This is a genomic window from Bradyrhizobium genosp. P, from assembly GCF_049949265.1.
GTDB lineage: Bacteria > Pseudomonadota > Alphaproteobacteria > Rhizobiales > Xanthobacteraceae > Bradyrhizobium.
On record NZ_CP188195.1, the window covers coordinates 2,046,536 to 2,061,813 of the forward strand.

The following is a 15,278-nucleotide window of genomic DNA, read 5'->3' on the forward strand; positions in this document are numbered from 1 at the left end:
CAGGGCGAAGGTCAGTCTGCACGCATGCAGGCGTCATGCCACGGACATGTCCAGCGGCGGTACGACATTCTCCGGCAGCGGGCTGACATAGGGCGTCCGGGTGGTCCGTTTCTTGAGATCGGCCTTGGCGGCTTCGATCAGCTCCGGCTCCATCAGCGCCTTGACGCCGAGACCGGCCATCGCCTTGGCCGCCTGCACCATCGCCTTGTGTGCGGCCGGGGTCTTGCCTTGCGCCACAACCTGCCAGGTGTGGAAGGGGGTTCCGATTGCAACCGTCGGTGCATGGACCTGCACGGTCGGCACCACCCAGCTGACGTCGCCGACGTCGGTCGAACCGACCAGCGGGTTGCGCTTGGTGTCGATCGGCACCAGGAAATCAGCGAGTGGCCGGTCGGTCGGATCCATCCCGATCGCGTAATAGACCGAGGCGATGTCCTTGTCGGTCAGGGTCGCGCGGATCTTGCTGGCGAAATCCTTGTCGGCGTCGTCGAAATGCGGCGGACCAAGGTCCTCCATGATCCGCTGCAGCGTCTGCTCCAGCGGCGTGTTGGGCAGAATGTTGGAGACCGCGGAGATGATCTTCATCTCGACCTTGGTCTCGGTCATCAGGGCGGCTCCTTGCGCGATCTTGTGCACGCGCTCGACCAGCTCGTTCATGCCGGGCAGGTCGCGGGCGCGGATCGAATAGCGCACGCGGGCATGGGCCTGCACGACATTCGGCGCAATGCCGCCGGTGTCGAGCACCGCGTAATGCACGCGGGCATCGCTCGGCATGTGCTCGCGCATATAGTTGACGCCGACATTCATCAACTCCACCGCATCGAGCGCGCTGCGTCCGAGATGTGGCGAGGCCGATGCGTGCGAGGTGCGGCCGGTGAAGGTGAAATCGGCGCGCGTGTTGGCAAGCGACGGTGTCACCGCCACCTCCCAGAAGCTGTGCGGATGCCAGGTGATGGCGATGTCGGCGTCCTCGAATGCACCCGAGCGCACCATGAACGCCTTCGCAGCACCGCCTTCCTCGGCGGGACAGCCGTAATAGCGCACGCGCCCCGGCACCTTGTTGGCGGCGAGCCAGTCCTTCACCGCGGTGGCGGCGAGCAGCGCGGAGGAGCCGAGCAGATTGTGGCCGCAGCCATGGCCATGGCCGCCGTTCTCGACCGGACGATGCTCGGCGACGCCGGCCTCCTGGCTGAGACCGGGCAGGGCGTCATATTCGCCGAGGAACGCGATCACCGGGCCGCCTTCGCCGGATTCGCCCATCACTGCGGTCGGAATGCCGGCGACGTTCTCGGTGATGCGGAAGCCCTGATGGCGCAGTTCGGCCAGATGTTCGGCGGATGAACGCGCCTCGGTGTAGCAGACCTCCGGCATCGCCCACACGCGGTCGCTCAATTCGATGAAACGCGGCTTGATCGCGTCGACGCCGCGCCAAACATCACTACGGTTGTCCATTTGCTCCGGTCCCTTGGTTGCAAGGCAATCTGAAGCGTAAAAGGCTAGCAGCTTGGCGCGGGCCCGCCTAGTGCACACCTCACAGACCCGCGATGCGCTGCTATTGATCTTGTGCATTCGCGCGCCATGCGCGGGCTTTCGCTGTTGTCTTTTCGACGAACATGTCCTTGCCGGTCCGATAGGCTTCGATGTCGTCTTTTGACGATGCAGCGAGGGTTCGCTTGATATTGCCGTAGGCGCGAGCTGCCTCAGGGTGCGCGCGAAGATAATCACGAAACACCAGTCGTGCGTCCCAGCGAGGATGAGATGACTGCATCACATGCACATGGTGAGTCCATGGACCCGGAGGTCCCTTGCGGAAGAACAACTCGCCGGGGATCCATAACGCGTATTCCGGCACGTAGTTGTAGCCGAGTGTCTCAATCGGCTCGATGCATCGTTGCCCTGCCTCTTCAAGGCTGGGCACGCCAACCAACAGGTCGATGATAGGCTTCGATGGCAGACCCGGAACCGCCGTGCTACCGATGTGCTCAATGGCCAAGGCAAACGAGCCGAGAGCATTCTTGATCCTGCTGCGCTCCTGCTCGAACAACGTTGGCCAGTTGGGGTCATAGTCCGAGACGACAATCGAGCCGGCTCCGTATTTCTCCATGCCGCCCCCCGATTATGTTTCACGAAACCTTATCACACGGGTAGTGGCTGAGGGCTTCACTACCGGGTTATTGGTCGTCCGCTGCGGGTGTGCGCCGTGAAAAGGCGGCGCTTTCCAGTGGGTGCAAGTCCCACCCGGCAACCGCTCCAGCCGGAAGCAACCGGAGCAGTCATGGAGGTAACGAAATGGCTGAAGCCTCTGGTTAGCGTGTCACGATATACGGTGACAGCGCGAGTGTGCAGGCCGTAACGCGAGTAAACGCCGAGCAAGCCTCGAAAAGGACGATGCGCAGGCCGACCCGACAACCCTTTCGGGGAAGGCTGATACGGCTGGGTGAATGAGCGAAGCAGTACGCCCAGCCGCTGCGCCGGGGTAGTGGCGACAGCATGTACACAAGGAAAGCGTACGCAACACGGGAGACCCCAGGACGTGGTCAGGGATGATCAACCGGATGCCCGTGAGGGACAGGCCGGGCGCCCTGGGGAGACGGAGAGGTTCGCAGTACCGCTGAAGCCGGGTAATGCCGGGGGAGGGAAGGGACCTCAGTTCAAGACGAACGCAAGACGTAGTGAGGGACCTGGAGATTGGGCAACCTATCAACTCCGAAAAGTGTTCAGAAGCTGCAGACGGCGTTGCACGCGAAAGCGAAGGCAGAAGCCGGCTATCGCTTCTATGCCTTGTACGACAAGATCAGCCGCGAGGACATCCTGGCCCATGCCTATGCCCAGTGCCGCTCCAACAAGGGCGCACCGGGCGTGGATGGGCAAGATTTTGCGGGCATCGACGCGTATGGGGTGCAGCGGTGGCTTGGCGAACTGGCGCTTGCGCTCAGGCAGGAGACTTACCGACCGGACCCCATCAGAAGAGTGTTCATCCCGAAGGCCAACGGCAAACTCAGGCCGCTGGGCATCTCAACCCTGCGGGATCGGGTCTGCATGACAGCAGTGATGCTGGTGCTGGAACCGATCTTTGAAGCCGACCTTCCACCAGAGCAGTACGCTTACCGTCCCGGGCGCAATGCCCAACAGGCGGTGGTCGAAGTGGAAGCGCGGCTGTTCCGAAGCCACCCGGAAGTCGTTGACGCCGACCTCGCGGACTACTTCGGGAGCATTCCGCATACCGAACTTCTAAAGTCGGTAGCGCGCCGGATTGTTGATCGGCGCGTGCTGCATCTGATCAAGATGTGGTTGGAATGCCCCGTGGAAGAAACCGACGATCGAGGAAGGAAGACACGTACGACCGAAGCCCGGGACAACCGGCGCGGCATCCCGCAAGGTTCACCGATCTCACCATTGCTGGCAAATCTCTACATGCGCCGGTTCGTGCTGGGATGGAAGATGCTCGGGCTGGAACAAAGCCTCGGCTCTCGCATCGTGACCTACGCCGACGACCTTGTGATCCTGTGCCGGAGAGGCAAAGCCGAAGAAGCCTTGCAGCGACTGCGCGAGATTATGAGAAAGCTGAAGCTCACGGTCAACGAGGAGAAGACACGAATCTGCAAGGTCCCGGAAGGGGAGTTCGACTTCTTGGGTTACTCGTTCGGGCGGATGTACTCAGCGAGGACCGGCCAGGCACGCCTGGGTTACCGGCCATCAAAGAAGAGCATTAAGCGCATGGTCGAGAACGTCCACGCGCTGACCGACCGATCGGGGACATGGCAAGAAACCACAGAGCTAGTGGGCAAGTTGAACCGCACGCTACGCGGATGGGCCAACTACTTCAACGTAGGCACCGTCAACAAGGCGTATCGAGCGATCGACAACTACACAGCTGTGCGGTTGCGCCGGTGGTTGCGCATCAAGCACAAAGTTAGGCGACGCAAGGGCGGGACTTATCCACTCTCGCACCTCTACGGGCACTTCGGGCTCGTACGCTTAACTGCGCGTGGGCGCGACGTGCCGTGGGTGAAGGCGTGAAGTCTTGTCCGAGAGCCGGATGCGAGAGATTCGCCCGTCCGGTTCGATGAGCGGGATGTGGAAACGGAGTCATGGTTGAACCACTAAGGCACCGCCAGACGAAAGAGGCGGCAACAGATATGTTCAGCCTAAAGCCACCGCGCCACATCTCGACTCTACCAAAAAGCGGAAGGCTTGAGCGATCGGCATGCCTCCCCCTATGATAGGGTTCGTGAAAAAATGGTCCGATCATGCATGATTCAATACCGTCGCTGTTGCCGAAAAATCCGGGCCACCAGTTTGTAATCTATGCCGATTCATGCTCCGGCGTTCCCGGTGCGCTGCACGAAAGGACGTTCGCGTCGGTGAACGATGTGGTCCGACGCCTGCATCCCCGGCCCGAATTCATCCTGTTTCCCGGCGACGAGATCATCGGTCTCACCGCGGACGCCGGCGCGCTGCACGCGCAATGGCGGCACTGGCTCGATACCGAGATGAATTGGCTCGACCGGCGCGAGGTGCCGCTTTGGCACACGACCGGCAATCACACCACCTATGACAGGATGAGCGAGGACGTTTTCCGCGAGGTGCTGAAGCTGCCGCGCAATGGCCCGCCGGGACAGGAGGGGCTGTCCTATTGGATTCGCCGCGACGATCTCCTGATGGTGTTCGTTCACACGCTCTGGAGCGGGCTCGGCGGTGAAGGGCATGTCGAAACCGATTGGCTGGAAGCGACGCTCGCGCAGCATCGGGACGCCAGGCACAGACTGGTGCTTGGCCATCATCCGGTATACCCGATCAATGGCTACACCGGCACCTATCAGCGCGAGATCGGTCACGAATACAGCGAGCGTTTCTGGGACATCCTCGTGCGCGCCGACGTGACCGCCTATCTGTGCAGCCATATCCTCGCGTTTGACGTCCAGGTTCATCAGGGCGTGCTGCAGATATGCACGGCGGGCGCCGGCACCGCGCATCGCATGCCAGAAGGCGTCGAGTATCTGCATTGCGTGCAGGCGGCGCTCGATGACGGCGGTCTTCGCTATCAGGTGCTCGACACCGATGGGCTGGTGCGCGAGCGGCTCACATGGCCGTTGCCGTCATTCGACGACGGCTGGATGTCACTCCCGTTCGGGACCAGCGCCGCTCCGTTCTCCGGTGCAGCGGCACCCGGGACTGTGATCGCGCTAAGTCTCTCAGGCCACACCGCGGCACAGGCCGCTGCGCCGCAAACGCTGCTTTGCGCGCTAGTGTCCGGGATGATCGCGCCGCTCTGGCTCGGACTGCGAGGGCCAAAGCAAACACTCACCCTGATCGTTGGACGCGAAGCCGGGCGCAGCCCCCACTATTGGATCGGGCCCGATCTTCTCGCCGACCAGGACTTTGCCTTTGAAGTCGCCTTCTACCCGGATATGGGGCCGGGTGGCGTGCTGTGGCGACGCCGCGGGAGAAAAGGGTGGAATTCGTTTGCCGCGGTATCGTCCACCGGACTCGAACGGCTTTCATGGCCCGCGGACTGGAGCGTCGGCCACGGACAGGACGGGCCGGACGATACGCCATATCTGGGATCGCAGCTCGACATCGCAGTGGCCCTGAGCAAACAGCCTTAATCAGGCGGCGGCGGCTTCGTGCGCGCCGCGTCCTTCAATTCCCGATCAATGATGATGCAAACCCGGCGCTGCGCCAGGAGACCGAGTCGTGCGCGCGTAGTGCCGCGCTTGATCTTGCCGTTGATTTCGAATGTCCAGCTCCAGAGATCAGGTTCGATGTTGGTGAGCGTGTATTCAATGTCCCGATGACGATGGATCAGCTTCTTCATGCCGTTTCTTGTTGTGAGCTGAAGGTTCCATAGCCAGATCGGGAGCCCGGCAATATCCGGACGACTACTTACGCTTTTGGTCTAACGCTGGCGCCGTGCGGCGGAATTTCGCGAAGCACTGAGTTGGGGTCGCTGTCCAGCCCTTAAGTAAAAAATGTTTCGGTTTTAACGAACATAAACTTGGTGTATAGATTTTCCCGTCTCATCCGATTGAGGGGCGCTCGCGATCGTCATGGACGTTGCGGTGGGGTGCGGTGGACGCTGATGTCGCGATGGACGATCGTGGCAGATGGCGGACGGCGAAATCGTGCAGGCCTGACGCCCTAGTGGCAGGTGTCCTGTCACAAGAGACTGAAATCTCTTGCTGACGGCGGTGACAAGCAAGCCCAGTCTCACCGGGGAGAGCACGTATAAGCCGTAAAACCATCGCGCAGGGAAAGCCGGGTTGTTTCCGGTTACACCTGTGGTCCTACCCCGGTGCTTTTTGTTGCACCGGGCCCACGGGTGCGATCGGCACCCGACTTTCCCTGCGCCCTCTACAAGGTGAGAGGGCCGAACGAGAAGCAAGACTCGGGCAAAACATGTCGCGAGAACGCGACGCTGCGTCCCCATCCACAACTGTCATCGCACGGCCTTGTGCGCAATTGCGCACTGGGACCGGGCGACCCAGTACGCCGCGGCCCATCGGCTCAAGCACAACTGTCCCTGGAATACTGGATCACCCGTATGCGCGGGTGATGACACCGTGAACTTGGCTGTTTGAAAAGTGAATCCGATCGACCGCTCGGTGTCCCGGCCCTCGCCATGGCCACGAAGTAGTCAAAACCTCGCCGCCACTTCCGTGAGCCGCCGGTGCGCGGCCTCGCGCGCGGCGCGGATTGGGTCCGCGGGACCGGTGGTCGGGCCGATTGGCACGAAGCTGATGTCACTGATGCCGATGAAGCGCAGCACCTCGCGCAGATAGGGCGTCGCCATGTCGATGCGGCCGCGGTTCATGCCCGTGACGAAATCGCTGCCGCTGGCGAGGATCACGACCGTCGGCCGGTCCTTGAGCAGCGGCAGATAACCTTGCACGGAATCGAAGCGGAACGTCAGGCCCGGCTGGATGATCACATCGAGCCACTGCTTGAGCTTGTAGGGAATGCCGAAATTCCACATCGGCGTCGAGATCAGCACGCGGTCGGCCAGCGACAGCCGGAGCGCCAGTCGTTCGGCGACCGCGAAGGCATCGCGCTGTGAATCGGTGAAGGATTTTCCGCCGATGCGGGAATATTTCGCCTCCAGCAGATAGCCCTCGAAGTCGGGCAGGGGATCGCGCCAGAGGTTCATCGCGTCGACCTCCCAGTCGGGCCGCGCTTTCCGGAATGCCTCGAGAAAGACGCGCGCGCCGGAGGCCGATTCCGAATCGGCGCGGGGAGAGCAGGCAACATGAAGCAGCTTTGGCACCGCTTCGTCTCCTCACCCAAGCGCCTTGATGACGGCGTCGGCGTTGGTCACGACAGAGACGTTCTGGAGAGCAAAATTGATCGCGGCGTTGTGCCAGTCGGCGTTCATGGTCGAGCAACAATCCTCCGGCACGATCATGAAATAGCCCTTGTCGGCGCCGGTGCGCGCGGTGTGCTCGACCGACATGTTGGTCCAGGCGCCGGTGTTGATGATCATGTCGCGGCCGGTGGCTTTCAGGATGGTCTCCAGCCGCGTGCCTTCCCACGCGCTCATCCGCATCTTCTCGACCACGAAGTCGCCCGGGCGCGGCTCGAGGCCCGCGGCCGGCGCCGCACCCCAGCTGCCGCGCACCATCGCTTTGCTGTCGACCAGCCCCTCGAACAGCGGCGCATTCAGCGTCACGCCGGGCGCGCCTGGTTCGACGACGAACCAGACATGGATGATGGCAACGCCTCGCGCGCGAGCTACTTCCGCGAGGCGCCGGACATTCTCGACGACATGCTGCTGGCGCGCATGATCAGGCGCGCCGGAATCGGCGAACGCGCCGCCATCCATGATGACATCGTTCTGCATGTCCTGGATGATCATGGCGCAGCGCTGCGGATCGAGCTTCATGTCGCCGGCAGAGAGATTGGGCGTGGGGGCGGACGAGGTCGCGCCGGCACTGCCGCGCTTGCCGCTCATATAGGGCTCGTGCCGCGGGCCGACCTTGGTCGGGATCGCATAGACCGAATGGGTAGCGGTCAGATACAGCGTGCGAAAATCAGGTCCGCCCCAGGCGAGATTGGCGACGAGCTCCGGCAGGCGGACTTTGCCGAGCAGATTGCCATCAGGCGAATAGACCCAGACGCCGCCCGGCGCCGTTACCCAGACATTGCCGCGCTGGTCGCATTTCATGCCATCGGGCAGACCGCGCTCGAGCTCCGAGCGGATGCCGCTGGCAAACACGCGTGGATTGGCGAGCGAACCGTCGACCTGGACGTCGAAGGCGCGGACCAGCGCCTGCACCGTGTCGTTGACATAGAGGATGCGCTCGTCGGGCGAGAAGCACAGCCCGTTTGGCTGCTCAAACAAATAGCGGTCGACCAGAAGATTTGGCGCGCCGCCGCCCGGCGGCACGCGATAAACGCCCTGGAAGCCGAGCTGGCGCGGCCGCTCGACGCCATAGACCGGCATGCGGCCGTACCAGGGATCAGAGAAATAGATCGCGCCACTGGAGTGCGCGCAGACGTCGTTCGGGCTGTTGAGCTCCTGATTGTCGAAATGCGAGGCCAACACCTCGCGCCGTCCGTCGGGCCGCTCGCGGATCAGCGAGGAGGTGGCGTGTTCGCAAACGATCAGATTGAGGTCGGCGTCATAGGTCATGCCGTTGCATTTGTTCGACGGGCGCTTGACCTCGACCACGCCGCGCTTGGCATCCCAACGTCGCCGCACGTCGCCGGGCATGTCGGAGAACAGCAGGAAATGATCGAGCGGATGCCAGATCGGTCCCTCCGTGAACTCGAAGCCCGTTCCCACCTGGCCGACGGGCGCGTAGGGATCGATCAGGTCTTCGAATTCAGAGCGCAGGGTGACATGGGTCATCGCATCGATCCTCTGCGCTCAGGCCGGGAACCAGTTGCGCTGCGGCAGGCTCTGCACGATCGGGCCCGGCACCTGGTCGTGCAGCCGTCCCACCACCATGCCACCCTCGATCTTGGCCGGACGATCATGCACCGGCAGCAAATAGCGCGAGTTGCTCAAGAGCTTCTTGATGGACGCCTTCTCCGCCCGCTTGCTGGTGCCGTGGTTGCCGGTCGTGCGCGGCTCGGCGTCGTGGATTTCGTTGAAGGGGTTTACGATCTGGTCGTTGAAATCATAGATCACGTCGCCGCAGATCGTCGCAATGCCGTCCGCGGTGTGGACGTGGATGTTCATCGAGCCTTCGGTGTGGGCGTTGGCCGCGTCGCAATAGACGCCCGGCATCAACTCTACCGGGCCGGTGATTTCGAGGTCGAGGAAGCGCAGCGCGCTCTTGGTGTGCAGGCGGTCGATCAGGTGCTTGATGTCGGGCGCGGGATATTGCGGATGCATCAGGCCGGACACGGAGTATTCAAGCTCCTTGCGGTTGACGACCACGGTCGTGTTCATCGGGAACAGATCGTCCTTGCCGGCATGATCGATGTGCAGATGGGTGTGGCAGACGAAGCGCACGTCGCCCATCCGCAGGCCGTGGCGGGCGAGCTGGTTCTCGATCATGTTCTCGTGGAACTGGAGGCCGCGCATGCCGAGCGTCTCCATGATCTGGTTGGAGCGATAGCCGGTGTCGACCAGCACCGGATAGGGGCCGCCGAGGATCAGGAAGCCGAGCGTCAGCACGCGGCGGGTGCGGCCGCAATTATGCCCGAGCACGAGGAAGCTCGATTCCAGCTCGATATCGCCATAGTCCAGGATCTTGATCTCCAACGGCATCTCATCCCTCCCAAATCGTGTTCGTTGCTTGTGTCTCTGTTCGTGGCGCGCCTATGGCCCCAGCCGATAGACCCGCGCTGCGGTGGTGCTGAAGATCGCGTCTTGCTGCTCGAGGCTGAGTCGCGCGGCTGCCGCCCTGAAGGCGTCGACCAGGTCGCGATAGCTGGTCCACAGTTTCTCGATCGGAAAGTTCGACCCGAACAGGGAGCGCTCGGCACCGAAGATCGCAACCGTGTCGGTCATGATTTCGGCGATATGCGCGGGATCGTTGCGATGGATGAAGGTGCCGAGCCCCGAGAGCTTCGACACCACGTTCGGACGCTGCGCAAGCCACGCCATGCCGGTCCGCCAGGCGGCACGGCCCTGCGGCGAGAGATCCTCCAGCATGCCGGCGTGCTGCAGGATGAAGGTCACGTCAGGGCAGGTCTCAGCGAGGCCGGCGGCATCGGCCATCTGCGACGTGAACACCTGGAGATCAAAGCTCCAGCCATAGTCGGCGAGGCGCTCGACATTACGACGGATGACGGGATCGCTGCAAAGGTCGGCCCGCGCGGCGAAGCGATACAGCGGGTTCTCGTGCCAGTGCAGTTGCATGCGCACCCCGCGCACCAGCGGATAGCGCTTGAGGCGATCGAGCTGTGGACGGACGTCATCGGCGGTGAAATCCGCGTAGGCGACGATCGCGTGTGGCCAGCCGTGCTCATCAGCGGTTTGTTGCACCCAGGCCGCCTCGTCCTCGAATTGGCCGTTCGGCCAATTGGTCTGGACATAGACCGAGCGGGTCACGCCGCTGCCCTTGAGGTCGTCGAGATATTCTTCGATCGGATAATCGCGGCGGATCGGCTCGTAGGGGCCGAAGATGCGCGGCTGCATCGGGCCGGACAGCCAGGCGAGATCGGACTTCCGCCAGATATGATGGTGTCCGTCGACAATGTCAGTCACGCAGCGCTCCTTCGTCCAAGCGACAGCAGGTGCGCGACAACAGCCGTGCTCGATCCGCCATCCACGAGATCATCGACAAAGCGCTGGATCGCGACCAGCGCCTCGGTTTGCGGCCGGAAGCTAGGCGATGTCGCAAGCGGCGTCAGCCAGCTCACGCGCCAGGCCCGCCGCGACAGCTTTGCCACCGCATCGCGCAGCGCCGCGGGATCGCCGCGCTCGAGACCATCGGAGACGATCACCACCGCCGCGCCGCGGGCATATCCGCCGAACCGCGGCACGGCAAGGAACGCCTGCAGCGCATCGCCGATGCGGGTGCCGCCGTCCCAGTCGCTGACCAGGAACGCCGCAGCGTTCAGCGCCTGCTCGCGCCGCTTCAGCCGCAGCGCGCGGGTCACGCGTGTCAGCCGTGTGCCGAAGGTGAAGACCTCGACATTGCCGGTTGCTTGCGCCAGCGCATGCGCAAGCTTCATATTCTCCTCGGTGCGCGACTTCATCGAGCCGGAGACGTCGATCAGCAGCAGGATCTTTCGCGGACGCTGCCTGCGGCGCAGGCGCCCGAGCCGTAGCACCTCACCGTCATTGCGCACGCTGTCGCGCAAGGTGCGGCGGAGATCGGCGAACGGGCCGCTGCGAGCGTGCCGCCGTCTATGGCCGCGCCGCCGCGGCAGCCGGGCTTGCGCCTCGCGCGACAGCCGCCGCAATGCGTCGCTGGTCGAGGCCGGTGCGAAGTGGCGCTCCACCAGCGCCTCCGCCCGCGCCGCGGCAAGGCCTGATTCGTTCGCCTCGTCGGCGAGCGGCGGTTCGTCCTCGCCGCGGCCCTCCTCCTGCAAGCGGACGGTTTCCTCGTCCTCGCCTTCGGCGCGCTCGATCGCCTCGGCGCCGCGGAAATGGATGTCGAACAGCCGGTCATACGTCGCGCGACGCTCCGGCGGCGGCGCCAGCGTCGCGAGCCCGGCCTGGCGGATGTGCTCGAGGCTGCGCGGCCCGAGCAGCTCGATCGCGGCCAGGAAACTGGTCGTCTGCTCCGGCGCGACCAAAAATCCATTGGCACGCAGCAGCCCGACAAAGGAGAGAAAGACCTGCGCGGCGCGTGGCAGTTGCAGATCGTCGCTCACGCGGCCGCCTCCGCGATCAATGCATCGAGCCGGGGCGAGATGAAATGAAGGTCTTCCTCGTCCTTCAACGCGACGCCGATCGAGCGCTTGAACGCGTCGGGCCAGCGCGCGCCGCCTCTGTGCAGCAGCGTCGCGGCCTCCGCCCAGTCGACCGCTTCAGCGATGCCCGGTGCCTTGCTCAGCGGCTCGCGTCGAAGCTTGCCGACCGCGGCGACGACGGCGCGGGCGGTGGCTTCGGCGACGCTGGAAGCCCGCATCATCACGATGCGCGCCTCGCGCTCGGAATTTGGGTAGTCGATCCAGTGATAGACGCAGCGCCGCCGCAGCGCCTCATGCAGGTCGCGCGTCCGGTTCGAGGTGAGGATGACGACGGGGTGTTCGGTTGCGCGAATCGTGCCGCGCTCGGGGATCGAGATCTGGAAGTCGGAGAGGAATTCGAGCAGGAACGCCTCGAACTCCTGGTCGGCGCGGTCGATTTCATCGATCAGCAGCACGGTGGCATCGGGCGCGCGCAGCGTGGCGAGCATCGGACGTTCGATCAGGAAGGATTCGCCATAGATGTCGATGCTCTGTTCGCCCGCTTGCCGGATCGCCAGCATCTGGCGCGGGTAGTTCCACTCATAGAGCGCGGCGGCGGCGTCGATGCCTTCATAGCATTGCAGGCGGATCAGCTTGCGGCCGAGCACGGCGGCGATCGCCTTCGCCGCCTCGGTCTTGCCGACACCGGGCGCACCTTCCAGCAGCAGCGGCTTGCCGAGCGCGAGCGAGAGATAGGAGGCGGTCGCGATGCCGTCGTCGGCCAGGTAATAGGCCGCGCGCAGTGCCTTCTCCAGCGCCTCGGGGCTGTCGATGCCGACGATGTTGCTGCGGACCGGCATGCGAACCCCTCAGCGCCGCGCCTGCGGCCGCGCGCCGCCCTGCGCCCTGATCGCACGCAATACCTTCTCCGGCGTGATCGGCAGATCATCGATCCGAACACCGACGGCATTGAAGATCGCATTGGCGACCGCCGGCAGCACGGGATTGGCGCACATCTCACCCGGCCCCTTCGCGCCGAACGGGCCGTCGGGCGCAGGGCGTTCCAGCACCGCGATGTCGTGCGGGCAGATGTCGCCGGGACCCGGCATCAGATACTCGACGAAGTCGCGCGGCCCGTGCACCGGATCGGGATAATAGGGTTCCGGCGTCTCGTAGAGCGCGTGGCTGACGCCCATCCAGGCGCCGCCGACCAGTTGCTGCTCGACCAGGCGCGGGTTGAGCGCGCGGCCGAGCTCATAGGCGGAGTCCATCCGCACCATGTCGACCTCACCGGTCTCGTCGTCAACCTCGACCTCGGCGACCATGCAGGCATGTGCATAGCATGTTGCCGGCGACATCTCGCCGGTCTCCGGATCGACGTCGGAGAGCGGCACCAGAAAGATACCACGGCCCGAGATCGTTTTGCCCTGCTTGAACTGCGCGGCGATCGCGACGTCCTTGGTCGAGATCGAGCGGTGCGGCGCGCCCTTGACGTGGATGTTGCCGCGGCCGTCGGTCTCGAGATCGGCGGCGTTTACTTCCAGCTCCTCGGCGGCGGCCTCCATCATCACGCCGCGCGCTTCCCGCGCCGCCGCCATCACGGCGTTGCCGACACGATGCGTGCCGCGGGAGGCGAACGAGCCCATGCAATGCGGGCCGGTGTCGGAATCGGCGGTGTCGACATAGACGTCCTCGACGGGCACGCCGAGCGTCTCGGCACAGATTTGCCGGGTCACCGATTTCATACCCTGGCCGAGATCGATCGACGACAGCGCTACCGTGAACTTGCCACTGGGATTGGAATGCACCAGCGCCTGACTCGGGTCGCCGCCGAGATTCATGCCGATGGGATAATTGACCGCCGCAATGCCGCGTCCACGATGCCTGGTCATGATCAGCGCCTCCTGGTGCCAAAGACGGAAGAGAACCGGGCGGCGCCATGCGCCGGCGCCGTCGGCCGTGGTGGTGTCGGGGGGGACGACGGCGGAGGTGGTGGTGGCTCGCGCGTCGCAGCCGGCGCGCGGTCATATGTCGTGCGCTGCTGCGATGGTACGGCCGGCGGCGGGGTCGTTTCGCGCGGAGTGAGTGGCACCGCGGCACGGATGCCGCCGCCATCCTTGCGCGATGACATGCGCTTGAACTCGTCGCGCAGCGGCCATTTGGCCTTCTCGGCAGCGACCTGCACGCATTCGATCAGCGCCGTATTCTTGGCCTCGCGGCGATGCGCCTTCATGTCGCCGTCGCGATACGCATTGAGGATCCGGAACTCCATGGGGTCCATGCCGACGAGATGCGCGAGCTTGTCCATCTGACACTCGATGGCGAAGTCCATCGCCGTGACGCCGAAGCCGCGCATCGCGGTCGCCGGCGTGCGGTTGGTGAAGACACAGTAGATGTCGCCATGGACGTTCGGGATCGTATAGGGCCCCGGCAGATGCGCGGCGCATTTCACGGCCGCGTAGCTCGACAGTCTGGTATAGGCGCCGCTGTCGAAATAGGCGCGGACCTTGCGGGCGATGACCCGGCCGTCGCGCATCATGCCATCCTTGATGTAGATGCGCTCGGCGCCGCGCGGCGGGCCATATTGCATTTCCTCCTCGCGTCCGAACACGTAGCGCACCGGGCGCCCGGTCAGCATCGCACCGAGAATACAAAGCGGCTCGGTCAACGTATCGACCTTGCCGCCGAACCCGCCGCCGACGGTGCCGCCGATGAAATGGAAGGTGTTGGAGGGCACGTCGAGGATTTTTGCGCAGGTGTCGACCGAGAAGAACAGCGCTTGCGTCGAGGTGTAGACGATGTAGCGGCCGTTGGTATCGGGCGCGGCGATCGAGCCATTGGTCTCGGTCGGCGCATGCTCGATCGGCGACATCTGGTAGCGTTGCTCCAGCACATGATCCGCCGTGGCAAGCGCGCGATCGGCGTCGCCGAAGCGCAGCTGCTGGCGATCATAGGTCTCGTGATAAGTGAAGGTGTTCTTGGGGTAGACCTCGTTGATGACGGGCGCGCCCGGCTTCAGGGCGTCCTCGACGTCGAACACTGCAGGCAGGGGCTCGTAGTCGATCTTGACCTTGGCGATCGCCTCATAGGCTTCGCGTGGGCTGTCAGCGACGATGGCGACGATCGGTTCGCCCTTGTAACGGACCTTGTCAACCGCGAGCGACGGCTCGTCGTCCTTGCCGAAATTGATCAGGCTGAGCAGGGTGTTCAGGTTGCGCGGCACATCGGAGCCGCGGATGATCCGCCGTACGCCCTGCGAGCGCTCGGCCTCGCTGGTGTCGACCCGGCGCAGGCGGGCGTGCGAATGCGCGCTGCGGACCACCTTCAGATGCAGCATGCCCTGCAGCTTGTGATCGTCGAAATAGGGCGAGGTGCCGGTGACATGGCCGAGCATGTCCTGGCGCTGGGTGCCCTTGCCGATCTCCTTGAGATTGTCGTCGCGCTCGTCGGCGAACAGATCCTTGCGCAGTTCCAGCATGGTGGTGTCC

13 protein-coding genes are annotated in these 15,278 nt (G+C 64.0%); 2 read left to right on the forward strand and 11 right to left on the reverse strand.

The genetic code is table 11. From position 1 onward, the window contains the following. Positions 1–33: 33 nt before the first annotated feature. Positions 34–1,452, reverse strand: a complete 1,419-nt coding sequence (locus ACP2YO_RS10060) for a M20 family metallopeptidase (protein ID WP_426440725.1) — start codon at positions 1,450–1,452, stop codon at positions 34–36. 100 nt (positions 1,453–1,552) lie between these two features. Continuing rightward, positions 1,553–2,104: a GrpB family protein gene (locus tag ACP2YO_RS10065; protein ID WP_426440726.1), complete on the reverse strand. Its 552-nt coding sequence runs from the start codon at positions 2,102–2,104 to the stop codon at positions 1,553–1,555. Between the two features lie 677 nt (positions 2,105–2,781). Here ACP2YO_RS10065 and ltrA point away from each other — a divergent pair. Both ltrA and ACP2YO_RS10075 read left to right on the forward strand, forming a co-directional pair. Beyond that, positions 2,782–4,020 (forward strand): group II intron reverse transcriptase/maturase, encoded by a 1,239-nt coding sequence (gene ltrA, locus ACP2YO_RS10070; protein ID WP_426434049.1) that lies wholly within the window; start codon positions 2,782–2,784, stop codon positions 4,018–4,020. A 230-nt stretch (positions 4,021–4,250) separates the two neighbouring features. Next, complete coding sequence (locus tag ACP2YO_RS10075) at positions 4,251–5,609, forward strand: metallophosphoesterase family protein (RefSeq protein ID WP_426440727.1); 1,359 nt, start codon at positions 4,251–4,253, stop codon at positions 5,607–5,609. Here the strand turns inward: ACP2YO_RS10075 and ACP2YO_RS10080 are convergent. The 9 genes from ACP2YO_RS10080 to ACP2YO_RS10120 form a co-directional block, all read right to left on the reverse strand. Beyond that, positions 5,606–5,818, reverse strand: coding sequence for a hypothetical protein (locus tag ACP2YO_RS10080; RefSeq protein WP_426440728.1), 213 nt, complete (start codon positions 5,816–5,818; stop codon positions 5,606–5,608). The genes ACP2YO_RS10075 and ACP2YO_RS10080 overlap by 4 nt on opposite strands. Before the next feature lie 819 nt (positions 5,819–6,637). Further along, positions 6,638–7,264 carry an FMN-dependent NADH-azoreductase gene (locus ACP2YO_RS10085; RefSeq protein WP_426440729.1) on the reverse strand — a complete coding sequence of 209 codons (627 nt, stop codon included), beginning with the start codon at positions 7,262–7,264 and terminating at the stop codon, positions 6,638–6,640. Positions 7,265–7,276: 12 nt separating this feature from the next. Beyond that, positions 7,277–8,848: an isochorismatase family protein gene (locus ACP2YO_RS10090; RefSeq protein WP_426440730.1), complete on the reverse strand. Its 1,572-nt coding sequence runs from the start codon at positions 8,846–8,848 to the stop codon at positions 7,277–7,279. Positions 8,849–8,866: 18 nt separating this feature from the next. Further along, positions 8,867–9,715, reverse strand: coding sequence for an MBL fold metallo-hydrolase (locus ACP2YO_RS10095; RefSeq protein ID WP_426440731.1), 849 nt, complete (start codon positions 9,713–9,715; stop codon positions 8,867–8,869). Between the two features lie 51 nt (positions 9,716–9,766). Then, the gene (locus ACP2YO_RS10100) at positions 9,767–10,657 is read right to left on the reverse strand and encodes an amidohydrolase family protein (protein ID WP_426440732.1); all 891 of its coding nucleotides are present in this window, start codon (positions 10,655–10,657) and stop codon (positions 9,767–9,769) included. After that, on the reverse strand, positions 10,654–11,772 hold the full coding sequence (locus tag ACP2YO_RS10105; protein WP_426440733.1) for a vWA domain-containing protein: 1,119 nt from the start codon (positions 11,770–11,772) through the stop codon (positions 10,654–10,656). Before ACP2YO_RS10105 ends, ACP2YO_RS10100 begins: the two co-directional genes overlap by 4 nt. Continuing rightward, a complete protein-coding gene (locus ACP2YO_RS10110) occupies positions 11,769–12,650 on the reverse strand; it encodes an AAA family ATPase (protein WP_426440734.1) in 882 nt (293 codons plus the stop codon). The genes ACP2YO_RS10105 and ACP2YO_RS10110 overlap by 4 nt, the downstream gene beginning before the upstream one ends. Positions 12,651–12,659: 9 nt before the next feature. Beyond that, complete coding sequence (locus ACP2YO_RS10115; protein WP_426440735.1) at positions 12,660–13,682, reverse strand: xanthine dehydrogenase family protein molybdopterin-binding subunit; 1,023 nt, start codon at positions 13,680–13,682, stop codon at positions 12,660–12,662. A 2-nt stretch (positions 13,683–13,684) separates the two neighbouring features. After that, on the reverse strand, positions 13,685–15,268 hold the full coding sequence (locus tag ACP2YO_RS10120) for a xanthine dehydrogenase family protein molybdopterin-binding subunit (protein WP_426440736.1): 1,584 nt from the start codon (positions 15,266–15,268) through the stop codon (positions 13,685–13,687). Positions 15,269–15,278: the final 10 nt, after the last annotated feature.

What these genes read in the sequence shown, in the direction of transcription:
- ACP2YO_RS10060 (WP_426440725.1), bottom strand. Translation starts at nt 1,452, where the DNA reads ATGGACAACCGTAGTGATGTTTGGCGCGGCGTCGACGCGATCAAGCCG.
- ACP2YO_RS10065 (WP_426440726.1), bottom strand. Translation starts at nt 2,104, where the DNA reads ATGGAGAAATACGGAGCCGGCTCGATTGTCGTCTCGGACTATGACCCC.
- ACP2YO_RS10075 (WP_426440727.1), top strand. Translation starts at nt 4,251, where the DNA reads ATGCATGATTCAATACCGTCGCTGTTGCCGAAAAATCCGGGCCACCAG.
- ACP2YO_RS10080 (WP_426440728.1), bottom strand. Translation starts at nt 5,818, where the DNA reads ATGAAGAAGCTGATCCATCGTCATCGGGACATTGAATACACGCTCACC.
- ACP2YO_RS10090 (WP_426440730.1), bottom strand. Translation starts at nt 8,848, where the DNA reads ATGACCCATGTCACCCTGCGCTCTGAATTCGAAGACCTGATCGATCCC.
- ACP2YO_RS10095 (WP_426440731.1), bottom strand. Translation starts at nt 9,715, where the DNA reads ATGCCGTTGGAGATCAAGATCCTGGACTATGGCGATATCGAGCTGGAA.
- ACP2YO_RS10110 (WP_426440734.1), bottom strand. Translation starts at nt 12,650, where the DNA reads ATGCCGGTCCGCAGCAACATCGTCGGCATCGACAGCCCCGAGGCGCTG.
- ACP2YO_RS10115 (WP_426440735.1), bottom strand. Translation starts at nt 13,682, where the DNA reads ATGACCAGGCATCGTGGACGCGGCATTGCGGCGGTCAATTATCCCATC.
- ACP2YO_RS10120 (WP_426440736.1), bottom strand. Translation starts at nt 15,268, where the DNA reads ATGCTGGAACTGCGCAAGGATCTGTTCGCCGACGAGCGCGACGACAAT.